Raw genomic sequence first — 24,541 nt, forward strand, 5'->3', positions numbered from 1 at the left:
ACGCATACGGGAGACGAACATGAGCAAGTCAGCGTCATTAGTCACATCCATTGGATTAAAAGAAGGCAATATGGGCAAGGTCATATTATCAAACCTGCAAGCATTGTTGTTGCCAGTCATTGGTTTACTGCTTTTCCTCGCCGTCTGGAACGGGGTAGCAAAAACCATCGATACGTCACTGGGCCAGTTCCCTGGTCCGGCACAGGTATGGACACAGGCGCTGACTCTCATGGACGAACACAATGCGCAACGGGAAAAGGCTGACGCATTCTACGAGCGTCAGGAAGAACGTAATGCAGCGCGGGCAGCAAAGGACCCGGACTATGTACCGAAAATTCGTCCTTTTACCGGCGCACCAACCTTCTTTAATCAAATCTGGACAAGCTTGTACACCGTTATGGTCGGCTTTTTTATTGCGTCGCTCATCGCTGTACCGGTAGGGATAATGTGCGGACTAAGCAAGTCTGCTTATACCGCGATTAACCCACTTATCCAGCTTTTCAAACCCGTGTCTCCGTTGGCCTGGCTGCCATTGGTAACGATGGTAGTCAGTGCCCTTTATGTGTCAGACGACCCGATGTTTTCCAAGTCATTTGTCACTTCTGCATTCACGGTATCACTGTGCTGTTTGTGGCCAACACTGATCAATACGGCTGTGGGTGTATCTAACATCGACAAAGACCTGGTGAATGTAAGCCGGGTACTGCGTCTTAAGCCGCCTACGCACCTGACTAAAATTGTTTTACCTGCCTCAATTCCGATGATCTTTACCGGTTTGCGCTTGTCGCTGGGTATTGGCTGGATGGTATTGATTGCTGCAGAAATGCTGGCACAAAACCCGGGGCTGGGTAAGTTCGTGTGGGATGAGTTCCAGAACGGCAGCTCAGAATCACTGGCCCGTATTATGGTTGCTGTACTGACTATCGGTGCCATCGGCTTCGTACTGGACCGCATCATGCTGATGTTTCAGCGCATGGTGAGCTGGGACAAAAACAGCGTATTACGCTAATCAGGAGAAACAGATATGACTGCAAAACATCTTGAACTGACGCAGGTAGGTATCGATTTTCCTACCCCGAAAGGCCCGTTCACTGCTTTACGGGACGTAAACCTGAAAATCAGCAAAGGCGAATTCGTATCATTAATCGGCCACTCAGGGTGTGGTAAGTCCACCGTACTGAACATCGTTGCCGGTTTACATCAGGCAACTTCCGGCGGTGTCATTCTGGACAACGCAGAAGTTAAAGAGCCCGGTCCGGAGCGGGCGGTAGTATTCCAGAATCATTCTTTGCTGCCCTGGCTGACCGTTTACAAAAACGTAGAGCTTGCTGTTAAGCAAACTCTGCGTGGTAAGTCTAAAGCCGAAATCAAAGACTGGGTTATGCACAACCTTGAGCTGGTGCATATGACCCATGCGATCGACAAGCTGCCTTCGGAAATTTCCGGCGGGATGAAACAGCGTGTTGGTATTGCCCGCGCACTGGCTATGGAGCCCAAAGTACTGCTCATGGACGAACCCTTCGGTGCCCTTGATGCACTGACCCGTGCCCATTTGCAGGATTCACTGATGGACATTCATGCTGACCTTGGCAATACCGTCATCATGATTACCCATGACGTGGATGAAGCCGTTTTGTTGTCTGACCGCATCGTCATGATGACCAACGGTCCGGCTGCAACGGTTGGCGAAATTCTGGATATTAATTTGCCAAGACCACGGGATCGTCTGGTGCTGGCAGATAACCCCGAATACAACCATTACCGCCATGAAGTACTCACCTTCCTGTACGAAAAACAGAAAAAAGTTGAGCCGGTAAACAGCCGTCAAAAAGATTCAAAAAACACTAAGGTTACATCAGCAAAAAAGTCTGATGCTGCCTGACTAAAGCACACAATTTAATAAAAACAATAGGATAGCTCAGCTGCAAGGCACGGGCGGGCTATCTCTGTCACAAAATCAGAGGAACACACGATGAAACTAACTGCAATGTACCCGCGCACACTGCTTGCTGTTGCGCTCACAGGTGTCTTTTCCCCGGCTATTGCAGCCGACTGGTATGACGCAATGAAAGAAACCACTGCCACGGCAGCGTTTAATTTGCGGTATGAAGGTGTGCAACAGGATAACGCGCTGGCTGACGCCGATGCCCTGACGTTACGTACGATGGTGGGAATTACATCCGGCAGCTATAAAGGCTTTTCTTTCACTGCTGAAATGGAAGATGTGCGTATTGCTTTAGGGCAGGGCGATTACTCAGTGCCACCGGCCGGTTACCAGGCGGGTGAATATTCCGTTATCGCAGACCCTGAAACCACCGAGTTGCACCAGGGATTTGTACAATATAAAAATGAAGGCCTGACCATTAAAGGCGGTCGTCAGATCATTGCACTTGACGGTCACCGCTTTGTCGGCCACGTGGGCTGGCGTCAGGACTGGCAAACCTTCGACGGGGTAACCGCAAAGTACACGTCAGGTAATATGTCTGCATTTTACGGGTATGTTACCCAACGTAACCGTATTTTCGCTGAAGCGGCAGACCTGGACAGTAAAGATCACCTGCTGAACCTGTCTTACAGCAGCGATATCGGTAAGTTCACGGCGTATGCGTACTTACTGGAAGTGGATAACGGTGTTGATAACGGACTCGATACCTACGGCATCAGCTATGCCGGCAGCACCGCAACGGATTCCGTGAAATGGATTTATAATGCTGAATATGCCACGCAAACCAGCGATACCCCCGCGGCCAGCTATGATGCCGATTATTACATGTTAGAAGGTGGTGCAGTGGTTTCCGGCATCACGGCTAAAGTGACTTATGAAGTGCTGGGTTCAGACAACGGCATGTACGGCTTCTCTACACCGCTGGCGACCCTGCATAAGTTTAACGGCTGGACGGATCAATTCCTTGCTACACCGGCACAGGGTTTGGAAGACCTGGCCTTTACCGTCAGTGGCGGTCTGGCAGGTGGTAAATGGCTGGCAGCTTACCACGCGTTTGATGCAAATGAAGCCACTGAAGGGGTCAGTGATCTCGGTAGTGAAATCAATGTACAATACGTCACAAAAGTAGCTGAGCATTTCACACTGGGTCTGAAATACGGTACGTATTCTGCCGGTGATATTAAAGTGGACACTGACAAAGTATGGGTTTGGATCGGCGCGAAATTTTAAGTCATGAAACCGCAGGGTTAGTACTCTGCGGCGGCAAGTCATCCAGAATGGGGCGGGATAAATCCCGCCTGACACTGAATGGTTTGACGCTGCTGGATGCTACCCGGCAAACATTGTCAGGTGTTTGTGAGATGGTTTACACCCTTGGCAAAACAGACTGCGATTTTACCGATTTATACGAAGATAAAGGGCCGGCTATGGCCCTTTTCAGCATGCTCGGCCAGGCCCGTATTCAGGATGGTGCCAGATTACTGGTTATGCCGGTAGACATGCCCCTTTGTACGGTATCGTGCCTGCAGGCAATTCTGCAGGAGAGCCGCCAGCGTAAGACCAGCGTATATACCAGTGATGCTATCATGCCACTGGTGATCTGCTACTCGCAGCAGGGCATGAATAACCTCAAACAATGCGTTAAAGATCAGTCCTCATTATCCCTGCGCAGATTACTCAATTGTTTCGGCTGCGAAGCGGTAGCCCTGCCACAATTTGCAAACGAATTGATGAATGTGAATAACCCTGACGACTGGCAGCGGGTGCTGGACAGAAAAGGCAGTGAGTAGGTTTGTCTGAACGAAAATGAAAAATTACGTAAAGTGGTGAGTGCGGCGGAACCTTATATGATGCGATTCCGGCCGGCTTTTTTTGCATCGTAAAGTGCTCTGTCAGCCTCATCAAATGCCTGCTCAAATGGAGCACCTGTAGTTGCTTCAGCGACACCGAAACTACAAGTGGCAGTAAACTCAAAACCAGCAAACGAAAGTTGTGAGATGTTTTCTCTTAACGTAGCGGCAACCTGTCTGGCCCTGTGTACATTTGTCTGGGGTAAAAGTAAAACAAATTCGTCTCCGCCAAACCGCCCGAACACATCGCTTTTGCGTAATTTTTGACGCACACAAATAGCAATCTCTCTGAGTACATTGTCACCCACAGAGTGCCCGTAGGTGTCGTTAATCACTTTGAACTTGTCCACATCAAAAACAATCAGGCTGACCGGCTTGTCGTAACGGGCTGCGTATTTCAGCTGCTGTTCAGCCAGAGCCGTGAAGTGTTCACGGTTTAAGGCTTGCGTCAGATAATCTATATGTACTTTTTCAAACAGTGCCCGGTTGTCCGCTGCCAGTGCAGGGACGCACATAGTAAAGTAAGCACTACAGGCGATGACATTGATGCCGAACTGGTAAATATAGGCCTGAGTGTCTACACCAATAACCGCCACTATTGCCGCAGTTAAAACACTTACTGCAGCCAGGCTGATACTGGCTCTGAATGGCGTCTCAGTAAATACAATCCAGGTGACAGGAATAGCGAGAAAGAAAATGAAGCATGCTATCTCCTCTGAGTTAAGCCATTCTGCCGTGACTAAAATTATGCTTAATAGCAGACCTGTCAGTACCAGTTTCCAGATAAACGTCGAAAGGGCTTTCGGGCGATCATAAAAATTAATTTCCGGCATGAATGAGTAACGTGGAAATAAACGGGTGACTATACCGGCAAATATCGGGGTCATAACTACAACACCCGTCATATCCCCAATCCACCAGGCAATCAGGCTGTCAACGCCATCGTAAGAATAAATCAGAGCCAACCCGCTTGCCGCCAGAATCAGACTGCCGACAGCGGCAATCAGCAAAAATCTGGTCACAAGAGTGACTAAGTTAAAAGACGCTGAAAGCGCCATCTGGCGCTTAAGCAGTAACGCGCCTCCACCATACAGGAACGTGTGCAGGGTAGCGAAGATACTGCCGGAAGCTAACAGTTCAGCGGTATCCCTGGCCGTATTAAATAAGCTGTTTTCCCAGAATGTAGAGAGCATGCAGGCAAGCCATACAGCAAGCGTTGCAGATCTGCTTCCCATGAGTAAGAAAGCTGCAAAGGTAAGTCCTGCAGGAGGAAACCAGAGACTCGCGTGGGGTGCATACTCCAGAAATACAGACAGCCTCCAGAGCAATAACCACAGTGGAAGCAGCAGACAACATTTAATGACAGCAGAGAAATTTAACAAGGATCCAGCACAGCATACGAGTATCTATACTTCCATCATAAAACGACCCTCTTGTTGTTCCAAATAAAACTGGAGCTTTTACCTGAAGACAAAAAGGTAAAGAGAAAAGTACAGTGCTTGTCTCATCGTGTGAGAGCGATTTGCAGACATCCCTCAGCTCAAACAGGCTAAGCCTTGTCACCGCTTTTCAGCCATCCCTTCTCAACGGCCACATCAAGCTGTTCGTTCACATAGCGCCATAAGCCCGGGGCGGCTTGTTGTAAGTGGGCGTTGCGGGCAAGAATTTTCTCTTTCGCTACCCCGTGACGCACCCAGCTTCCGCCTTCTGCTGCCATGTTCTGAAACACCGGTAATACTCTGTCCATGGCTTTGGCAAATTTAGCGTCGGGTGTTTCTGCAGCTTCAAACTCGTGCCACAACGCCAGCAAGGTTTCCCCCTGGCCCTTGGGAAGTAATCCGAAGATGCGCTCTGCGGCGGCAAATTCTTTTTCTTCCTGCTCAGCATGATCGGCCTCTCCAGCAAAAGCGAACATATCGCCGGCATCGATTTCAACCAGGTCGTGGATAAGAATCATCTGTATGACACGGTGAATATTCACGTTTTGTTCTGCGTACGGTGCCAGCACCGATGCCATTAACGCCACGTGCCAGCTGTGTTCGGCGCTGTTCTCCTGTCGGTCACCATCGCAGGGCAGGCGGACCTGACGTTTCACGGCTTTGAGATTATCGAGCTCACGGATAAAAGTGGCCTGAGCCTGAATATCTGTCATAAAAGGGTTCCTGTGTAGCAAAGAAAAAACGCGCCGTTCGGCGCGTTTTAAGTGATTTGTAAAAAGCTTACTGTGTAGACAACCACACGATCAGGTCTTTCACGTCATCCATGGTCATGCCCTGGGTGAACGTTGCCTGATAACGGCCATTCACGATGAAAGATGGCGTACCACGAACATAGGCACGGTATTGATCCTGCAACTTGATGTTCTTTTTCACCATGTTGTTTACGCCGAAGCTGGCAGCCAGCTTATCGAACTCAGCCGGATCAACATCGTTTACTACGAACAGATTTTTCAGATCAGCCAGATTTGTCACCGGTGCACGTTGCTCATGAATGTATTTGAAGATTGCGCCGTTCAGCTTGTCTTCTTCTTTCATTGCACGGCCAATCATCATGGCACGGGTAGCATCGTTCTGTGCTTCTTCTGAGGCGCCCGGCATAAAGTTTACGTGAATTTTTGTGAACTTAGTGCCGGCAGGCAGATCTTTCTTAATTTCAGCTACAACCGGCTCGAAGCGGTAGCAGTGACCACACCAGAATGAATGGAATTCATACACTTCCGGTTTGGCTGTCGCCGGTTCATCCAGTACTTTATAGTGCGTACCTTCTTTCCATTTAACGTCATCTGCACAGGCCTGCAACGGGATCATCAGTGCCGCCAGCAGAAATAAACCTATTTTTTTCATTGTTTAACAATCCGTAAAACCAAAATACAAAAAAAGAGTACCACAGCAATTCCCGTCCGGGTAGCGTACGCGACAAGTCGCTCACATCTCAGGGCTAGTAACCCAGTTTTAACGGCGGTTCATGCAGGGCTGCCAGCTGTTCCTTCAGTGCCAGAATTTGTTCTTCCCAGTATTTGTCTTCGGCAAACCAGGGGAATGCACGGGGGAAAGCGGGATCTTCCCAGCGCTGTGACAGCCATGCCATATAGTGAACCATACGCATCGCCCGCAGAGGTTCTATCAGGGTAAGCTGGCTGTTATCGAATGAATGGAATTCTTCATAGGCTTCAATCAGCACATCAAGCTGCAACATCTGCTGCTGTCTGTCACCGCAAAGCATCATCCACAAATCCTGAATGGCCGGCCCGCTGCGGCAGTCGTCCAGGTCGACAAACATGGGGCCGTCACGCCACAAAATATTGCCGGGGTGACAATCGCCATGTAAGCGGATAAGGGTTGAATTATGGTAGCGCTGGCGGGTTTCTTTGATCAGTGGATCGAGAATAGCGAAAAAAGCGGTTTCCAGATGTGACGGCAGCAAGCGGCTGCGGGTAAGCACATCTCTTGGTGCATCCAGAAAGCTCTGAGTATTCAGCTCTGGCCGGTGAACAAAAGGTTTGGCCTGAGCCACACGGTGAATACGGCCAATGAACCGGCCCATCCATTCAATCTGATCAAGGTTGTCGACTTCAAACTGTCTGCCGCCTACCGACGGAAATACCGCAAAGCGGAATCCGCAAGCCTGCTGCATAGTTTTGCCATCGATGGCAAGCGGGGCTACCAGAGGAATATCGGCACCGGCCAGCTCCAGAGCAAAGGCATGTTCTTCGAGGATCTGTTCATCTGTCCAGCGACCGGGACGGTAAAATTTGACCACCAGGCGCTGACCGTCTTCGGCTTTAAACTGATATACGCGGTTTTCGTAACTGTTCAGCGCCAGTAAACCGGACTCAGGATAAATGCCACAGGTTTCCAGCGCGTCTAAAACAGTATCCGGGCTGAGCCCGGAAAAGGCGAAATCACCCTGAGGAGTTTCACCGGTAGAGGAATTTTGTTGGTTCATTGACTTCCACAACATTGCCCTCAGCGTCCTGAGTACGGACACGGAATGATATTTCCGTTACCGCCTCGCTGAGGTTCTTCGGAGAGGTTTCCAGAGATATTGGCATACTGAAGACTTCTCCGCCACCCACAGTCACGGTTGTGTCACCCAAAATGTTGTAATCGGGCAGGCCTTCAACCTGAATGGTATAGGTGTGGGTGTCCTGAGATTTATTCAGAATCTTAATGGTATAGACGTTTTCCACGTTGCCTTTACCGTTTTCACGATAAAGAGAATTACGGTCGCGGATTAAATCCACTTCCAGTGGCGTGCGGGTGGCAATGTCGGCAATCAGTAACCCGACCATCAGCAGCAGGACAATCAGGTAGCCTATCAGTTTGGGTCTGACGATATGGGTGGTCCCGCCGGTCAGCCTTTCCTCAGAGGTAAAGCTGATGAGTCCCTTCGGATAATTCATTTTCTCCATAACGCCGTTGCAGGCATCCACGCAGGCGCCGCAGTTAATGCATTCGTATTGCAGACCGTTACGGATATCGATACCGGTGGGACACACCTGCACACACAAGTTGCAGTCTATGCAGTCTCCCAACTGTTTTGTCGCCAGATCTTCATGACTGAGTTTGCGGGGGCGGGGTCCGCGTTTTTCACCACGGTTGTAATTGTATGACACGGTGAAGGTGTCTTTATCAAACATGGCAGACTGGAAACGGGCATACGGACACATGTGGGTGCACATGATTTCACGCATCCATCCGGCATTACCATAGGTGCAGAAGGTAAAAAACAGAATGGAAAATACTGACCAGAAGCCGGCATTGAAGGTGAAAAAATCGATAAATAACTGTCCGATTGGCGTGAAGTATCCCACAAACGTCAGTGAGGTCAGCAGGGCGATGGCAATCCACGCGCTGTGCTTGAGTGTTTTGCGCCAGAACTTGTCGAAGTCCATGGCCCTTTCATCCAGCTTGATACGCTTATTTCGGGGACCTTCGATTTTCTCCTCGCACCAGATATACATGTATACCCAGGTAGTTTGCGGGCACATAAAACCACACCACACACGGCCTGCAAATGTGGTAACAAAAAACAGGGCGAAAGCACCGACGATAAATATGTACGCGAGCAGGGTAAGGTCCTGAGGCCATAAAGTCAGACCGAAGATGGTAAACCGCTGCTCCATGATATCGAGAAGAATGGCCTGATGGCCGTCATAGCGGATCCAGGGGATCACGGCGAACAAACCCAGGAAGATAAAACCGAACAAACGGCGGAACGTTTCGATGGGGCCCTTCACCGCGCGCACATAAATCTGACTGCGTGCAGACTGACGCTTATGACTTACGCCGCCGGCGGGCTGGTGTACTTTTACCGTGGATACTTGTTTTACCTGAATTTGTTCGCTCATTAGGCAACCTTAACTGGCACAGGTGTGTAGTGTACTGCGGGCAGTATAACAAGTGTATGTCCGCCACACTTAATATAGATCAAATAAACCCCTTCTGTGCATACTACTCAGGCTTATAAAACCTCATAAATAAGTATGAAAACAAATCTGTTGCACTTGACGTTAAGCGGTTAAATTATCTACAGGGCTAATTGTCACCAATGATTTATTACCGGGCGGGGAACAGGCCGGGGTAGTCAGAAAACAACAGGAAAAAGTAAAGCAGATGTGGCGTAGTTTTGTGGTAGTTTCAGAGATTGTAGTACTGGTCTTTGTACTTCGGTTACCCTTCGTCCAGTACATGTTCAAAGATGCACAGGATGTGGTCGGCCAGTGGTATGCCTATGTAGCTACCTGGCAGGACAGAAATGAACTCGCTGAGCTTCACACAATCAGTGCAGCACAACGGGACCAGCTTCGTCCCTTCCAGCAGGAATACGTGGACGGCATCATGGCGAGCCGCCACAGTGTGCAAATCTTCCATAAGAAATTCTGCGGTACAGACAACATCAATCCTTATATCCACGGTGCGCAACTGGCGCAGTTTTGCCACTCAATAGAGACCACCGGCCTGCTGGCGATGGACTACTGAACGCGGTTCAGCTTCCATTCATCTTTTCATGCTTTAATAATGGTGATTTAGCGGAACAATCTGCTTAATCACTGCTCTAACAAAGTGTCTGCTTATTGTGTCCGTGCGGGATTTCGCATGAGAGGCGCGGTAAATCCACTCAAAGCAGGCACCGGATAACCGGAGAATGTTTTCGCCGCCCGCGGGCAACGCGGCCGAAATTATCGGGGAGATGCAAAGCATGAACACATTGATTAGAACTGCACTGGTTTCTCTGACCGCCGGCAGTTTATTGCTGTCTGTACAGGCATGGTCTGCCACCACAGAAATTACCTGGGAAAAGCCGGAGAAGTACACTGATGTGCGTCCTGCTAATGAAAGCCGGGTGAAATTCCGCGAACGCACATTTAAAGCGCTGGACGAATACTTCGCCAAACTGGCAGAGAAGCTGCCTGAAAAAGACAAGCTTGCGATCACGGTGACAAATCTGGATCTTGCCGGCCAGGTGTGGCCAAGCAGTTTTGTCTTTGGCAACGCCACCGGCACCGATGTTCGCATTGTGAAACGGGTGGACATTCCGCGTATTAAATTCAGCTACACCCTCACTAACGAAGCGGGCAAAGTCGTTAAGAGTGCAGATGTTGATTTAAAGGATATGGGATTTTTAGATAACCCCCGTACCTTCACCCAAAATACGCACCTGGGTTACGAAAAAGCCATGATAAAAGAATGGTTTAACGAAGAGATGGCCAGCGCGCTGGTACAAAACTAACCTGTTATCCCGCAACTTTCTTCATTGCCCTGAATTCTCAGGGCACAACCCCTTCCTTGTACATCAATTTTCTCTGATATTCCTGCATCCCTTTGCTGTCAGGCAGTACAGACCATGTGGTCAAAAAAGTACCGCTGCTGGCCAAAAAATTGTCATTTCTTTGTAGTAATTTCTTTATACTCTGCAACTGCACTTTGGGATAGTTTCTAATTACAAGCAGGAGCACTAATAATGAAAGCACCAATCCTGCTTCCTCTCGTATTGGGGATATCAGCATCTGCCATTGGCGATGAACTGCTTATTTCTCAGTATGTTGAAGGGAGTAGCTCTAATAAAGCGATAGAAATCTATAACCCGACAGACAGCGCGGTATCACTGACTGGTTATACACTGTCCATTTATTTCAACGGAAAAACTGCAGCGGGCGCAAACATTGAACTTTCAGGTTCAATCGCAGCGCAAAGTACACAAGTTATTGCCAGTTCAAGTGCCGGAGACACTTTGAAGGCATTGGCTGACGTGCTGACTTCACAGTCCATGTTTAATGGTGATGACGCCATTGTTCTGACTGACAGCAGCGGTAACGTACTGGACAGTATTGGCCAGGTTGGCGTTGACCCCGGTTCTTCCTGGGGTAGCGGCAGTGTGACCACAGCGAACGACACACTCATACGTTTAAGCAGTGTTGCCGGTGGCGATACTGACCCGTTTGATGCCTATGATACGTCGGAATGGGAAGGTCTGGCTCAGGATGATTTCACAGGCCTGGGCAGCCACGCTTACACCGGCAGTGGTGATGACGGCGGCGATGATGGCAGTGGCACCGGCGGCGGTGACGAAGACTTAAGCGGTGTTTGCACAAACTGTCCTGATCTGGACAAAGTTGCAGATGCCGGCGAATTTGATGCTGCTTCATACTACGCGGCGGTTCAGGCTGAAATCGATGCCAGTTCCGACACCTCTGTTATCCGTCAGGTACTCAGTGAAACCATTTCCGGTCAACGGGTGCTGACTTATTCTGAAGTCTGGACGGCATTAACGGAAACCGATGAAGATCCTGCAAATCCGGATAACATCATTCTGATTTATTCCGGCAAATCGATTCCTAAGTCAGAAAACGGCTCCGGCGAGTATTCCAGCCAGCCTGACTACTGGAACCGTGAGCACAGCTGGCCAAAGAGTCATGGTTTCAGCAGCTCGTCAAATGAAGCTTATACCGATATTCAGCACCTGCGTCCGTCTGACATTACTGTAAACAGCAGCCGCAGCAACCTGGATTTCGATAATTCCGACAACGCCCTTTCTGAAGCGCCGGCCAACCGTATCGACAGTGACTCTTTCGAGCCACGGGATGAGGTAAAAGGCGACATCGCGCGGATGATGATGTACATGGATATGCGCTATGAAGGCGCCGGCAGCGATGTTACGCCTGACCTGGTACTGGTTGACCGTATCACCTCAAATGGTGAAGCGGCGCTGGGCAAACTGTGTACGCTGATTGCCTGGAGCAATGCTGATCCTGTAGATGCAGACGAAACCCGTCGCCACAGTGCCATCTATGAATATCAGGGCAACCGTAATCCGTTTGTCGACCATCCTGAATGGATCGACTTATTTTACGATGCAGACAGCTGTGGTGATGTAACCGCGCCCGATCCTGAACCGGAGCCCGATCCGGAACCACAACCTTCCGGCAGCGGTGCACTGATGCTTACCGGTGTATTTGACGGCCCGTTATCCGGCGGTACACCTAAAGGTATCGAATTACTGGTAACGCAGAACATTGATGATCTCAGTGTGTGTGGTGTCGGCGGCGCGAATAATGGTGGCGGTTCTGACGGTCAGGAATTCACTTTCCCTGCGGTATCTGCTGTGGCCGGCCAATTCATTTATGTTGCCAGCGAGGCCACAGGGTTCGCAGACTTCTTCGGTTTTGCACCGGATTACACCAGTGGTGCTATGTCTATCAACGGTGACGATGCCATTGAAGTCTTTTGTGACGGCGCGCTGGTAGATTACTACGGTGACCGTGATACTGACGGCACGGGCACAGACTGGGATTATCTGGACAGCTGGGCTTACCGTACCGGCGGCAGTGCTTCTTCAACGTTTAACATTGCAGACTGGCAGGTTGCCGGTACCAATGTGTTTGACGGTGAAACCAGCAATGCCACTGCGGCAATGCCTTTCCCGCTGGGTTCTTACGTAGCTCCGGCCACAGAGCTTTTCTTTTCTGAATACATTGAAGGCGGTTCTAATAATAAAGCGGTTGAGATTGCTAACCTGACATTGTCTGACATCGACCTGAGTACATACGATGTGCAGATTTACTTTAACGGGTCGGCCTCTGCCGGTCAGACATTCACTTTAACCGGCACACTGGCTGCGGGTGATGTATTTGTGCTGGCGCATACTTCTTCGGAAGATCCAATCCTGAATGTGGCAGACATGACCAGCGGCAGCGTTCAGTTCAACGGTGATGATGCTGTTGTGCTGCGTAACAATGGCGTGATCATTGACAGTATTGGTGTTATCGGAGAAGACCCCGGTTCATACTGGTCTGGTGGTGACGTGCGTACACAAAACCGCACGCTGGTGCGCAAGTCTTCTGTTACGGAAGGCGACAGTGATGCCTATGATGCGTTCGACCCCAGTGTTGAATGGGATGCGTACGCTCAGGATACCTTCGATTACCTCGGTTTCTACGGCACCGGCAATGATGATGGCGGCAACGCATCATTAGGTATTTGCGGTGACGAAGCGACATACATCAGTGCTGTACAGGGAAGCGGTGACAGCTCACCACTTTCAGGTCAGAGCGTGATTGTTGAAGCCATTGTGACCCATGTGACACCGGCTCTGGACGGTTTCTGGATTCAGGAAGAAAGCAGCGACAGTGACGGCGACGAGACAACCTCTGAAGGTGTGTTCATTGCCAGCTCTTCTCTGGCCGGCTCTGTCACTGAAGGTGAGATTGTCCGTTTAGCGGGTACGGTTGGTGAAGACTACGGCCGCACAATGATCACTGCCTCTTCAGAAGCCCTGTCCTGTGGTTCCGGCTCTGTATCTGCAGTGGCGATTACTCTGCCTGTGACAGATGCTTCCGGATTTGAAAAATATGAAGGTATGCTGGTAACCAGTAACGAAAACTGGGTGATCAGCAATATCTATCCGTATTCTGACTTCGGTGAAATCTGGGTGTCTACAGAGCGTCTGTTCAACCCTACACAACTGTATGCACCGGGTTCTCAGGAAGCGGCAGACCTGGCGACAGCCAACGGGCTGAACAAGCTGATCATTGACGACAATGCAGACGGTTATGCGTCAGAGTGGATGCTGCCTGCAGGTGGTTTCACACCTTACAACACTATCCGTTCCGGCGACCTGATCACCGGTGTAACCGGCGTGATGGACTATGGCTATTCTGCATACCGAATCCGTCCGGTTGAGGTGCCGTCTTTACTGGCTGATAACTACCGTGAAGATGCGCCAGTGGTATCTGAAGGTAACCTGAAAATTGCCAGCTTCAACGTACTGAACCTGTTCAACGGTGACGGTAATGAAGGTGGTTTCCCAACAGAGCGCGGTGCAGATTCCTATGCAGAATATCAGCGCCAGCTGGCGAAAATTGTCAACGCGCTGGTAGCCATTGATGCTGACGTACTGGGTCTGCTGGAACTGGAAAATGACGGTTTCGGTGCTGACAGTACAGTGGCTCATCTGGTTGATGCGCTGAATGCGGAATTCGGTGAAGGCACTTACGCCTATGTAGATGCCGGTGTTGAACAGTTAGGCACCGATGCGATTACATCAGGTATTCTGTATCGTCCTGCCGTGGTTACACCTTCAGGTGCACCGCAGATTCTGATGGAAGCGAACAGTCCTTCTGATGAGGAAGGCGTGTTGTTTGCAGACTACGGTAACCGACCGTCGCTGTCACAACTGTTTACACACACTGAAAGCGGTAAAACCTTTGTGGTTGATGTTAACCATCTGAAATCGAAAGGTTCAAGCAGCAGCTGTCAGGAAGACGGTAATACCGAACAGGGTTTCTGTAACCGTAAGCGTACCCGTGCCGCCATGGCCATTGCACAATGGTTGCAAAGCACTTATCAGGACACGCCGATGATCCTGCTGGGAGACTACAACGCTTATGCTCAGGAAGATCCTGTGCAGGTACTGGCAGAAGCCGGTTTTACCGACACCGTGTCTGAATTGAAAGGCAGTGCGTCTTACAGCTATACCTATGACGGCCTTGTGGGTACGCTGGATTACATGTTCAACAACGCCGCTGCCCGCGATATGCTGGTGGATGTTACTGAATGGCACATCAACAGTGATGAACCGGAGTTCTTCGATTATAACGAAGAATATAAGCCGGCTTCATTCCTGAACGAGCTGCCCTTCCGTGCGTCTGACCATGATCCGGTTATCGGTACCTATCAGCTGGACGCAGATGTGCAGGCAGTGACAGGTGACTGGGACGGCGACGAAGACGTGGATAACAATGATATCCGCAGTTTCATGTTTGCTATCATCGCCCGTCAGGCTATCGACATGGCTTTCGATTTAAATAATGACGGCAAAGTGAATACCCGTGACATCGCAGTAATGCGTTCGTTATGTACACGCAGCCGCTGTGCGACGGAAGACGCGCAGAACAACGGTTCCCGCCGCAATCTTGGGGCGCTGTTACGCAGCAGATAAATACTGCTGATTTGATATAAATGAGAAGGGCGCCTTGCATTGCAGGCGCCCTTCTTTTTTATCTGTTGCTATCGTTGCCAGTGATAATCAGCGGTAGTCAAACTCACTGCCACTGACGGCAAGTACATTCTCAGCGCCGCTTAACATGGCTGACAAATGCGCGTCCCGCCGTGGCAAGATACGTGCAACGTAAAAATCTGCACACTTTTGTTTCGCTGCGGCAAAGGTGGGATTGTCTCCCTGCGCGGCTTTATCTGCCATGCTGTACCAGCAAAGACCAGTTAATGAATACGCTGTGTATGCCAGATAATCACAGGCCGCAGCCGCTACAAATACCGGATCTTTGTCCAGGCAGGCAGTGGATGCATCCATCCAGCTGCTCAGGAGAGTCTGCGCATTCTGTCTGGCGTCTGAATCTGTCATAGCGTCAACAAGTCCGGCAAACACATCGCAAGTCGCTTTCAGCATGTTGCCGCCATCGCGGGTCAGTTTTCGGCCAATTAAATCCAGCGCCTGTATGCCATTGGTACCTTCATATAACTGGGCTATACGCACATCCCGCATCAGTTGCTCCATGCCCCATTCCCGGATGTAGCCGTGTCCGCCGAATATCTGGATCCCCAGGCTGGTGGTTTCCAGCCCCATATCAGTGAAGAATGCTTTGCAGACCGGGGTCAGAAATTGCAGAACCTGACCGGCGTGCAGTTTCTCGTCCTCTGTCCCGTAGTGCTCCGCATCCATATACTTTGCATACAACAGTGATAAAGCGCGGCAGCCTTCTGTTAACGTTTTCTGGGTGAGCAGCATACGGGCCACATCAGGCTGAAATACAATAGGATCGGCTTTCGCGTCCGGTTGCTGTACGCCCTGTGGCGCGCGGCTTTGCAGTCTCTCTCTGGCATATGTAAGCGCGCCCTGGAAAGAGGCTTCTGCAGCACCAAGCCCCTGCAGACCTACCTGAAAACGGGCATCATTCATCATGGTAAACATACAGGCCAGGCCCTGGTTTTCACCGCCAACCAGCCAGCCTGTCGCACCATCGAAATTCATTACACAGGTGGGGCTGGCTTTGATCCCCATCTTGTGTTCAATACTGCCCACAGACAGCGAGTTAGCTTCACCCGGTTCTCCCTGACTGTCCGGCATAAACTTCGGCACCAGAAACAGGCTGATCCCCTTCACACCTTTCGGCGCATCAGGTAAACGTGCCAGCACCATATGGATAATATTCGACGTCCAGTCGTGGTCGCCGCCGGTGATGAATATTTTGCTGCCGGTAATGCGATAACTGCCGTCGTCCTGCGGCTCAGCTTTAGTGTTCAGCAAAGCCAGATCGGTACCGGCCTGTGGCTCTGTCAGGTTCATGGTTCCGGTCCACTCTCCGGACACCAGCTTTGCCAGATAAGTGGCTTTTAAATCCTCACTTGCATGGCGGCTGACAGCCAGAACGGCGCTTTCTGTCAGCATAGTCGTCAGGCGCCAGCTCAGGTTGGCTGAGTTCAGCATTTCATGCACCGGCACCGCCATGGTGTAGGGTAATCCCTGACCTTCGTAGTCCACCGGACCAAGCATGGCGTTCCAGCCATTGGCAACATACTCTTCATAGGCCGCAGCAAACCCTTGCGGCGTGGTTACTGCACCATTTGCAAACGTACAGCCGGCTTCGTCACCGCTGCGGTTTAGCGGTGCCACCACGTCTTCTGCAAATCTGGCTCCCTGAGTGAGCACTTCGCTGGCAAGCTCAAAATCGAAATCTTCCAGTCCGGTCGATTGATAATGGTCACTGACGTTCAGCCAGTCCCGCAACAGAAATTGAAAATCCGCCAGTGGCGCCTGATATTGCGGCATGATTCACTCCAAAGTTAAACGCTTGTTTGAATTTTAACATTATATGCACAAACTCACCGGACAAGATAGCCTGCAGGTTTTAAATTTAGTGTTTGTCATCTGAATGAAAGCATAGTCTATGAGCTGAGAAAGGGCAGCGGTAGCCGTACCAGCGTGAATTAAGCAGACCGGTTGCGGGGTAATCCTGATTATCCCTTTAAGCGTAGTTATGTGATGACAAAAAGTGCCTGGTCAGACGCTCTGAGTTCAGGTATGTGATTTACAGGGAATGAATTGCAATTTCGTAAAGATATAAACGGACTCCGCGCGCTGGCAGTGATTGCCGTGGTGCTTTTTCATTATCAACCGGAATACCTGCCCGGCGGTTTCGCCGGCGTCGATGTGTTCTTTGTGATATCCGGTTTCCTGATGACTTCCATTATCAGCAGGGGGCTGGATAAAAACACCTTCGGTACCTGGCGGTTCTATTGCGCCAGAGCTAAACGTATCGTTCCTGCTCTGACAGCGGCTTGTCTTATATTACTGGTGTGCGGCTGGTTTGCTGTCACGCCGGTTGATTATGCAGCGCTGAGTAAGCATATTGCGTCCAGCCTGACTTTTGTTTCAAATATTGTGTACTGGCAGGAGGCCGGTTATTTTGATGCGGCATCGACGCAAAAATGGTTGCTGCACACCTGGTCACTGTCTGTGGAGTGGCAGTTTTATCTCCTTTATCCACTGATACTCATCGGGTTGCGTAAGCTGTGCGGCAGTAAATCTCTCCGGCATGTTGTGCTGGCTCTCACCCTGCTGGCCTTCTTAGCTAACGTGTGGCTGTCTTTTGCTTATCCTTCAGCAAGCTATTTTTTAATTTCTGCACGGGCCTGGGAAATGCTGGCCGGCGGAGTGGCATTCTTCTATCCGTTAAATGTTTCAGACAAAACACGGGGTTACCTTGCACTGGCGGGACTGGCGCTCATCGCAATAACCTATTTTGTTATCAGCGAAGATAACCTCTGGCCCGGCTATCTCGCATTCTTTCCGGTTGCCGGCACGTTTATGGTTATTCAGGCGCGGGACGAAAAGAGCGTCATCACCACCAATGTCGTCAGTCAGAAACTGGGATTGTGGTCTTACTCCATCTATCTCTGGCACTGGATCATTGTGGTGGCGAACAATATTTACCACCTTGAACTGTCTTTCTGGCTTTTTGTTGCCCTGACTACTCTGGCAGGCTGGTTATCCTACCGGCTGATAGAGCAGCACCACCGGCCCCGGCGTTACTGGTTGATGTTCATCCTGACCCTTGCGGGAAGTTTATGGGTTTACCAGCAACAGGGAGCGCCGGAACGCGTGCCGGAGAAATTCCGTCACGATGCTCTGTCTTACCATGAAACCTATTATGGCGGGGCGGGCTACAGTGCCGATGAATGGATTTATTTTCATGCGAAGGACAATGACTACAAGTTTATTCTCATCGGTGACAGCTATTCTCTTCAATATGGCCGTACGCTGAGTGACAGCGGGATCCCGGTGCTCGGACGGTTTTATCATGGCTGTCCCTTCTTTCCCACACTGGCCAAATATGAAGAAGGCGGTGAACTTGAAGCTTGCTCAGATCAGTTTGAGGAAGTGAAACAACGGATAGAAGGTAACGACAAGCCGCTGGTTCTGGCCCAGTCATGGGACAGCTATCAGGAAAAAATTATGAAAAAAGACGCCAGTAATAAGCTGGAGCTTACCGAAGAAGAATATAACGACAAAGTCATCGCTGAAATGGAAACCTTTATCTCAAGGTTGGGTGACAGAAAGTATTTTCTGGTTGGTGTGCCACAAAAGGCGTGGGTAAATGCTTACGAATGTCTGGCCAGGCAGTCTCTTCCCGCTGCCGGCTTTTTTCCTGTATGCAGCAGTACTCAGCCGAAGCAGGACTACTCCGTTAATAGCCGCCTGAAGCAATTTGCTGAAGCGCACAGTAATGTGTGGTACGTGGATCCTGATGCCGCCCTTTGTGAAGGCGAAACCTGTACCATCATTGATGACGGGGAACCGGTTCACTCAGACCGCTCTCATCTTGCGGTGCACGGGGCAGGAAAAGTCTGGCAGGAATTGATGCAGGTGATGGCGTCTGCTGATGTCAGCCTGGCGACGGAGAAGCCCTGACCGCCTGAGATTGTCAGTTATGAAACTGAACGCTGCCGGCACGGTTCATTTTTACTTTTCCTTCAACTGCAGGCATCCTGTTAGCCATTGTGAAGGCGAAAGCTGAAATAGGAAAAGTAATGCAACAATCATCACCTGTTTGCGTGGTCACCGGCGGCAGTTTAGGTATCGGTCTGGCCGTCTGCGAAAAGTTTGCGTCCGGGGGATATCAGGTTATCAATTTAGATATTCGTGATTTCGATAACCCTCCTGAGCACGCGCAATGGATGCAGTGTGATGTCACCAGTGCTGCAGCGGTCAGCGACTGTATCAGTGACATTGCAGCGCGTTTCGGACGTATCGATTGCCTGGTAAGCAATGCGGGTATGCATTTCTCTGCCACCATCGAAGACACTACGCCGGAAGACTTCGATAAGGTGTTCTCTTTAAACGTGAAAGGAGCCTATCATGCAGTACGCGCGGTGTTGCCGGTAATGAAACAGGCGAACAAAGGCGCAATCATCATCATGGCGTCAGACCAGGCGATCATCGGTAAGCGTAATTCTTTTGCTTATAACCTGAGTAAAGCGGCGCTGGCATCCATGGCTAAAACCACCGCGCTGGATTACGCGCCTTATAATATTCGTGCAAACGCGGTTTGCCCGGGCACAATCGAAACGCCTTTGTACCATAACGCCATCGATAAATATGTGGCCGCCAGCGGTGCGGATAAAGCAGAAGTGCACGCAGAAGAGGCTGCTGCACAACCCCTCGGACGGCTGGGGCAACCGGAAGAAGTGGCTGCGCTAACATTCTTCCTTGCCAGTGATGATGCGGCTTTTATCACCGGCAGTCTGCAAAGTATTGACGGCGGCTATACTACACAGTAACCATGAAAATCATCGACGCCCATCTGCACTTATTTGATTTACAGGCCGGTGAATACCGCTGGTTGTCTCCTGACAACCCGCCATTCTGGCCGGATAAACCGGTTATTGCGAAAAATTTCTCTGAGTCTGATTTAGTTGTGTCAGCCCCGGAGCAGCTTAGCGGGTTTGTGCATATTGAAGCCGGATTCGACAATGCAAAGCCCTGGCGTGAGGCTGATTACCTGGCGCAGCATTGCCATATGCCTTTTCGCGCAGTTGCCGGTTTTGACTTGCTGGCAGGTAATAATCAGCATGTGATTTCAGAATTGCTCAAACGCCCTTGTATTACCGGTGTCAGGCATATTCTGGACGACGAAGCCGCGTCTGTTCTGAACGATTCTGAAGCCAAAGCGAGCCTGGCATTGCTGGCAGAGGCGGGATTGAGTTTTGATGCCCAGTTATCCTTGTATGACACTGCCGGTGTTCAGGCGCTGTCTGCCGTGGCTGCGAATTTTCCTGCTATGCCGTTCATTCTGAATCATGCCGGATTTCCGTTGGCAGATAAAAACATTAAGGTGTGGCAGGACAACCTGAAAGCCTTAAGCAGGGCTGATAATATTGCCGTAAAACTGTCCGGTTGGGAAATGCATAACCGTCAATGGCGTGCTGATGATATTGCGCCGGTGGTGAACACCGTGCATCAGTATTTTGGCGAAAGCCGGGTAATGACAGGCAGTAACTTTCCCTTGTGTACCTGGCACAGTGATTACGGTGCTTTCTGGCGCACAATAACGCAGGCAGTACCCGCCGTGTGTGCAGAAAAATGGCTGAGTGAAAATAGTCTGTACTGGTATTTTGGTTAGCCTGCCGGCTATTCAGGTAATCCACACCGGCAAGCTTAAAGATAAGGTCTGAGACTTTTATCCGATAGAAATTCGGCTGTCAGGGTAGCGAACATGACGTTGTCTCGGACTTGCCAGCAAATAGGCGAGGGTAAGCGGCCCCAGCCGGCCAAGGAACATCAGCACAATAATAATGCCTTCACCGGCAGCGGATAAGCTTCCTGTCAGTCCTCTCGACAGGCCCACCGTGCCCATCGCGGATACGGCTTCAAAGACGATATCCAGAAAAGGGGCATCCTCTGTGATGGTCAGCAGAAAAATCGCCACCCAGGTCACCCCGCCTGAAATCACCGTGAGAGCCAGGGCCTTAGACACGGTTTCTGTCCGGATGGTACGCTGAAAAAGCGTTGGCGCGTGGTCGCGGCGCAGAAAATTGTAAGTGGCAGTCAGAAGTACCACGAAGGTTACGACTTTGATACCGCTGGCGGTACTCATTGACCCGCCGCCGATAAACATCAGCAGCAACATAAGGGTGACAGAGCCGTCTTCCAACGCAGCGATGTCCAGGGTGTTAAAACCCGCGGTTCTTGGTGTGACTGCCTGAAACCAGGAGGCCCACCATTTACCCGCCGCGTCCAGCTTGCCCAGTGTGTCCGGGTTATCGTATTCAATGACATAAATAAGCAATAACGCGACTACGTTGATGATGACCGTACCGGCTATCATGGTTTTACTGTAAGGCGTCAGTGTTTGCCAGCTTCGTTTTTTAACCAGATCTATCCATACAGAAAAGCCCAGTCCGCCAGTGATGAACAACGCGGTAATCGTAATATTAACCACAGGATCGCTGACATACCGGGACAGGCTGTCCGGCTGCAATGCAAAGCCGGCGTTATTGAACGCGGATATGGTATAGAAGAAGGCTTCGTATGCGGCCGTTGACCAGCCTGATTCCGCCTGCCAGTAGCAGGTCAGGATCAGCATGCCTGCGGCTTCTGTTACCAGTGCAAAAAGAATAACGGCTTTGGCGGTACTGACCAGTGACGACGTGTCGGTTTCATTAAACGCTTCTTTCACCGCGCTTTGTTGCAGAAAACTTATCTTACTGCCTACCGCAACCAGTGTTACAACCGCAAAGGTCATTAAACCGAGACCGCCAAATTGAATGAGGCCGGCAATAACGGTTTGTCCGAAAAGGGTGAAGCCGGTTCCGGTATCCACAACGGCGAGCCCCGTTACTGTCACCGCTGAGGTGGCGGTGAACAGGCTTTGCGTCCAGGTGATTGGTGCTGTGGTGGCAAAGGGCAATTTAAGCAGCAGGGTGCCAAGAACGATAAAGCTCAGAAAGCTAAACGACAGGATAAGAGGCGGAGCCGCCTGAATTTTTCGCGCGCCTTTCGGCTTTCGTTCCAGCGGGCGGTTCGCCGGTAACCAGCGTTTCAATGTTTAAGTCTCGGCGCAATTTTTACCAGCACTTCCCTGGGACCACTCAGCACCAGCTGATCTTCTGGTTTCAGTTGAAACGCCATGTCAGGCGTACAGTGTATCTGATGCTTACGTTTAACCATCAGGCAGTGAATATCATCTTTGTAGCCGTTAATGACTGTATCCAGGGTCATGGGGGACTTAGTCTGCGGTACCACCACTTCTACAATGTAATGGCCGTGGCCCAAACTCAGATAGTCACTGACCATAGGGTAATTCAATGCCTGAGCCACGCGAACGCCCATCTCTTCTTCAGGGTGAATGATGCGGCTCACATCCAGTTTTGAAAGAATGGTGTGATGCGCCTTGCTGTTAGCCTTCACCCAGATATTCTGCACACCTTCATTTTTCAGGTTCAGCACACACAGCAAGCTGGCCTGCATATCTTCACCGATGGCGACAAGCACGGCATCACTGTCGTGAAGACTCAGTTCTGCCATGGCTCTTTCGTCGGTTGCGTCACAGATAAGGGTTTGGGTCAGTTCGGTAGAATATTGTTCAGCCAGCTTTTCATCGCTGTCGATACCGGTAACAGTGTGACCCAGATGGATCAGCTCTAAACTGGTGGTAATGCCAAACCGGCCAAGGCCGATGACAGTAAAATGCGCCATAAGTGCTCCAGAAAACGGAAACGGCGTCGCAAGGATTGCGGCAACTGGCGTATGATACGTGAGAGACTGGAAAAAGGAGCGGTTACTGAACGTGATAGTTAGTGGTTTCAGCTATGTAAGCCGTCGTTTTCCTGCGGACAGAAAAAAGCCGTTCAACGGATGAACGGCTCCGTAGATTTTAAATGCGTCGTTGAGACTTATTTCAGTTCAGTCACTGACATGTTGGGTGAGCGGTAAACCACTTCATCATTCAGCTCGATACCAATTCCCGGTGTGTCCGGCGCTTCGATAAATCCGTTAACCGGTTGAGGATCCTGAATACATAATTCACGGTTCCAGGATTTTGTCGCGTAGGTGTGATGCTCGTGGATCAGGAAGTTAGGAATGGCGGTTTCCAGATGCAGGCTGGCTGCCGTTGCCACCGGACCACCGCAGACGTGAGCCTGAATGCGAACATCGTAAATGTCTGCGTAGTCACACACTTTTTTCGCTTCGGTAAAGCCGCCGCACAGACCAATATCAGGCTGTAAAACGTCCAGAGACTGATCTTCCAGATACGGACGGATGCCCCAGCGGTTATATAAACGTTCACCGCCGGCAATCGGCGCTTTCACGTTGCGGGCAACTTTGTCATGCAGTTTTGAGTTCAGGTAGTTAACCGGCTCTTCGTAATACATACAGCCAAATTCTTCTACCAGTTCGCCCAGTTGAATAGCCGTAGTCGCACCCGGTAAGCTGTGGCATTCAAAAATAATATCGCTTTCGTCACCCATGGCATCACGGATTGCCTGCAGACGTGCACGGAACAGTTTCATTTCACCTCTGGAAATGATTTTCGTGCGGTCATAATGGGTATCGCCGTTAATGTCATAAACGATTGGATCAACTTTCACCGCGGTGTAACCTTCAGCCATCGCCTTTTCTGCGGCACGGCCATATTCTTCAGGCTGGATCAGTTTGGTAATAGTGGTGTCCCAGTCGAACTGTAGCTGACTGGCGTAAGAACGCAGCTTGCCGTTAGTCTTACCGCCAAGCAGCTGATAAACCGGCAAGCCAAGTGCTTTACCTTTGATATCCCAAAGGGCTGTATCTACCGCACTCATGGCGGCGTAAATGACAGGACCGCCACCTAAGCCCCAGAAGCTCTCACGGAGCATTTTCGACCACAGACCTTCAGTGTTGAAAGGGTTCCAGCCAATCAGCATAGCTTCTGCGATTTCTTTGATCATGTGCGCAGCAGCAGAATGTCCCCAGTCGTAAGCCAGGCCTGCTTCACCAACACCGGTAATACCTTCATCGGTGTAAATACGCACAAAAACCGGATTCCAAGGCGGACGTTCCGGGCACTCAATATCAAATATTTCAACTTTGGTAATTTTCATCTTTTGTCCTGAATGTAGTTGCTCAGACTACCGCGTCACGCTGTTGCGGGAACGGGATTGTCATTCATAACACGGCGTAAACCCATCCACGGGGCCCCGACTGCCGCTTCCCTGCGGCAGACGGTTATGAATGACAAAACCCTTATCCC

The 24,541-nt window shown here is 50.4% G+C and carries 19 protein-coding genes; 10 read left to right on the forward strand and 9 right to left on the reverse strand.

The features are described 5' to 3' along the window. The first annotated feature begins 19 nt into the window (after positions 1-19). From ACXAG2_RS06255 to mobA, 4 genes are all read left to right on the forward strand, one after another. Positions 20-1,009, forward strand: coding sequence for an ABC transporter permease (locus ACXAG2_RS06255; RefSeq protein ID WP_474865230.1), 990 nt, complete (start codon positions 20-22; stop codon positions 1,007-1,009). Between the two features lie 15 nt (positions 1,010-1,024). After that, positions 1,025-1,882, forward strand: a complete 858-nt coding sequence (locus ACXAG2_RS06260) for an ABC transporter ATP-binding protein (protein ID WP_474865232.1) — start codon at positions 1,025-1,027, stop codon at positions 1,880-1,882. Positions 1,883-1,972: 90 nt separating this feature from the next. After that, positions 1,973-3,175: an alginate export family protein gene (locus ACXAG2_RS06265; protein WP_474865234.1), complete on the forward strand. Its 1,203-nt coding sequence runs from the start codon at positions 1,973-1,975 to the stop codon at positions 3,173-3,175. Next, positions 3,148-3,735 (forward strand): molybdenum cofactor guanylyltransferase, encoded by a 588-nt coding sequence (gene mobA / locus ACXAG2_RS06270; RefSeq protein ID WP_474865236.1) that lies wholly within the window; start codon positions 3,148-3,150, stop codon positions 3,733-3,735. The genes ACXAG2_RS06265 and mobA overlap by 28 nt, the downstream gene beginning before the upstream one ends. Positions 3,736-3,788: 53 nt before the next feature. Here the strand turns inward: mobA and ACXAG2_RS06275 are convergent, their stop codons facing one another. From ACXAG2_RS06275 to ccoG, 5 genes are all read right to left on the reverse strand, one after another. Next, a complete protein-coding gene (locus tag ACXAG2_RS06275; RefSeq protein WP_474865238.1) occupies positions 3,789-5,177 on the reverse strand; it encodes a sensor domain-containing diguanylate cyclase in 1,389 nt (462 codons plus the stop codon). A 167-nt stretch (positions 5,178-5,344) separates the two neighbouring features. After that, complete coding sequence (locus tag ACXAG2_RS06280; RefSeq protein ID WP_474865240.1) at positions 5,345-5,947, reverse strand: HD domain-containing protein; 603 nt, start codon at positions 5,945-5,947, stop codon at positions 5,345-5,347. Positions 5,948-6,014: 67 nt separating this feature from the next. After that, positions 6,015-6,638 (reverse strand): thiol:disulfide interchange protein DsbA/DsbL, encoded by a 624-nt coding sequence (locus ACXAG2_RS06285; RefSeq protein ID WP_119500069.1) that lies wholly within the window; start codon positions 6,636-6,638, stop codon positions 6,015-6,017. A gap of 94 nt (positions 6,639-6,732) precedes the next feature. Next, complete coding sequence (locus ACXAG2_RS06290; protein WP_474865242.1) at positions 6,733-7,740, reverse strand: serine/threonine protein kinase; 1,008 nt, start codon at positions 7,738-7,740, stop codon at positions 6,733-6,735. After that, entirely contained in the window at positions 7,712-9,145 is a 1,434-nt protein-coding gene (ccoG, locus tag ACXAG2_RS06295; protein ID WP_119500071.1) for a cytochrome c oxidase accessory protein CcoG, read from the reverse strand. Before ccoG ends, ACXAG2_RS06290 begins: the two co-directional genes overlap by 29 nt. Positions 9,146-9,410: 265 nt before the next feature. Between ccoG and ACXAG2_RS06300 the strand changes: the two genes are divergently transcribed. The 3 genes from ACXAG2_RS06300 to ACXAG2_RS06310 all read left to right on the forward strand — a co-directional run bounded on the left by ACXAG2_RS06300 (position 9,411) and on the right by ACXAG2_RS06310 (position 15,234). Beyond that, positions 9,411-9,776 carry a hypothetical protein gene (locus tag ACXAG2_RS06300; RefSeq protein ID WP_474865243.1) on the forward strand — a complete coding sequence of 122 codons (366 nt, stop codon included), beginning with the start codon at positions 9,411-9,413 and terminating at the stop codon, positions 9,774-9,776. A 220-nt stretch (positions 9,777-9,996) separates the two neighbouring features. After that, the gene (locus ACXAG2_RS06305) at positions 9,997-10,527 is read left to right on the forward strand and encodes a DUF3016 domain-containing protein (RefSeq protein WP_474845070.1); all 531 of its coding nucleotides are present in this window, start codon (positions 9,997-9,999) and stop codon (positions 10,525-10,527) included. A gap of 231 nt (positions 10,528-10,758) precedes the next feature. Then, positions 10,759-15,234 carry an ExeM/NucH family extracellular endonuclease gene (locus ACXAG2_RS06310; protein ID WP_474865245.1) on the forward strand — a complete coding sequence of 1,492 codons (4,476 nt, stop codon included), beginning with the start codon at positions 10,759-10,761 and terminating at the stop codon, positions 15,232-15,234. A gap of 87 nt (positions 15,235-15,321) precedes the next feature. Here the strand turns inward: ACXAG2_RS06310 and ACXAG2_RS06315 are convergent, their stop codons facing one another. After that, the gene (locus ACXAG2_RS06315) at positions 15,322-17,082 is read right to left on the reverse strand and encodes an acyl-CoA dehydrogenase family protein (RefSeq protein WP_474865247.1); all 1,761 of its coding nucleotides are present in this window, start codon (positions 17,080-17,082) and stop codon (positions 15,322-15,324) included. A 273-nt stretch (positions 17,083-17,355) separates the two neighbouring features. On the opposite strand from ACXAG2_RS06315, the gene ACXAG2_RS06320 reads away from it, so the two are divergent. The 3 genes from ACXAG2_RS06320 to ACXAG2_RS06330 all read left to right on the forward strand — a co-directional run bounded on the left by ACXAG2_RS06320 (position 17,356) and on the right by ACXAG2_RS06330 (position 20,935). Then, positions 17,356-19,224, forward strand: coding sequence for an acyltransferase family protein (locus tag ACXAG2_RS06320; protein WP_474865249.1), 1,869 nt, complete (start codon positions 17,356-17,358; stop codon positions 19,222-19,224). A 119-nt stretch (positions 19,225-19,343) separates the two neighbouring features. Further along, the gene (locus ACXAG2_RS06325; RefSeq protein ID WP_474845062.1) at positions 19,344-20,093 is read left to right on the forward strand and encodes an SDR family NAD(P)-dependent oxidoreductase; all 750 of its coding nucleotides are present in this window, start codon (positions 19,344-19,346) and stop codon (positions 20,091-20,093) included. A gap of 2 nt (positions 20,094-20,095) precedes the next feature. Further along, a complete protein-coding gene (locus ACXAG2_RS06330; protein WP_474865251.1) occupies positions 20,096-20,935 on the forward strand; it encodes an amidohydrolase family protein in 840 nt (279 codons plus the stop codon). Positions 20,936-20,992: 57 nt separating this feature from the next. Here ACXAG2_RS06330 and ACXAG2_RS06335 read toward each other — a convergent pair whose 3' ends face one another. The 3 genes from ACXAG2_RS06335 to ACXAG2_RS06345 form a co-directional block, all read right to left on the reverse strand. After that, the gene (locus ACXAG2_RS06335) at positions 20,993-22,357 is read right to left on the reverse strand and encodes a TrkH family potassium uptake protein (protein WP_474852322.1); all 1,365 of its coding nucleotides are present in this window, start codon (positions 22,355-22,357) and stop codon (positions 20,993-20,995) included. Continuing rightward, positions 22,354-23,010, reverse strand: a complete 657-nt coding sequence (locus ACXAG2_RS06340) for a potassium channel family protein (RefSeq protein WP_303573770.1) — start codon at positions 23,008-23,010, stop codon at positions 22,354-22,356. Before ACXAG2_RS06340 ends, ACXAG2_RS06335 begins: the two co-directional genes overlap by 4 nt. 197 nt (positions 23,011-23,207) lie before the next feature. Next, positions 23,208-24,392, reverse strand: a complete 1,185-nt coding sequence (locus ACXAG2_RS06345) for a mandelate racemase/muconate lactonizing enzyme family protein (protein WP_474852324.1) — start codon at positions 24,390-24,392, stop codon at positions 23,208-23,210. Positions 24,393-24,541 lie beyond the last annotated feature (149 nt).

The sequence above is a fragment of the Alteromonas sp. ABH4_456 genome (genome assembly GCF_056160645.1).

Bases quoted from the DNA above. Each gene is read 5' to 3' on its own strand.
- ACXAG2_RS06255 (WP_474865230.1), top strand. From the start codon at position 20: ATGAGCAAGTCAGCGTCATTAGTCACATCCATTGGATTAAAAGAAGGC.
- ACXAG2_RS06260 (WP_474865232.1), top strand. From the start codon at position 1,025: ATGACTGCAAAACATCTTGAACTGACGCAGGTAGGTATCGATTTTCCT.
- ACXAG2_RS06265 (WP_474865234.1), top strand. From the start codon at position 1,973: ATGAAACTAACTGCAATGTACCCGCGCACACTGCTTGCTGTTGCGCTC.
- mobA (WP_474865236.1), top strand. From the start codon at position 3,148: ATGGGTTTGGATCGGCGCGAAATTTTAAGTCATGAAACCGCAGGGTTA.
- ACXAG2_RS06280 (WP_474865240.1), bottom strand. From the start codon at position 5,947: ATGACAGATATTCAGGCTCAGGCCACTTTTATCCGTGAGCTCGATAAT.
- ACXAG2_RS06285 (WP_119500069.1), bottom strand. From the start codon at position 6,638: ATGAAAAAAATAGGTTTATTTCTGCTGGCGGCACTGATGATCCCGTTG.
- ACXAG2_RS06290 (WP_474865242.1), bottom strand. From the start codon at position 7,740: ATGAACCAACAAAATTCCTCTACCGGTGAAACTCCTCAGGGTGATTTC.
- ccoG (WP_119500071.1), bottom strand. From the start codon at position 9,145: ATGAGCGAACAAATTCAGGTAAAACAAGTATCCACGGTAAAAGTACAC.
- ACXAG2_RS06300 (WP_474865243.1), top strand. From the start codon at position 9,411: ATGTGGCGTAGTTTTGTGGTAGTTTCAGAGATTGTAGTACTGGTCTTT.
- ACXAG2_RS06305 (WP_474845070.1), top strand. From the start codon at position 9,997: ATGAACACATTGATTAGAACTGCACTGGTTTCTCTGACCGCCGGCAGT.
- ACXAG2_RS06310 (WP_474865245.1), top strand. From the start codon at position 10,759: ATGAAAGCACCAATCCTGCTTCCTCTCGTATTGGGGATATCAGCATCT.
- ACXAG2_RS06315 (WP_474865247.1), bottom strand. From the start codon at position 17,082: ATGCCGCAATATCAGGCGCCACTGGCGGATTTTCAATTTCTGTTGCGG.
- ACXAG2_RS06325 (WP_474845062.1), top strand. From the start codon at position 19,344: ATGCAACAATCATCACCTGTTTGCGTGGTCACCGGCGGCAGTTTAGGT.
- ACXAG2_RS06330 (WP_474865251.1), top strand. From the start codon at position 20,096: ATGAAAATCATCGACGCCCATCTGCACTTATTTGATTTACAGGCCGGT.
- ACXAG2_RS06340 (WP_303573770.1), bottom strand. From the start codon at position 23,010: ATGGCGCATTTTACTGTCATCGGCCTTGGCCGGTTTGGCATTACCACC.
- ACXAG2_RS06345 (WP_474852324.1), bottom strand. From the start codon at position 24,392: ATGAAAATTACCAAAGTTGAAATATTTGATATTGAGTGCCCGGAACGT.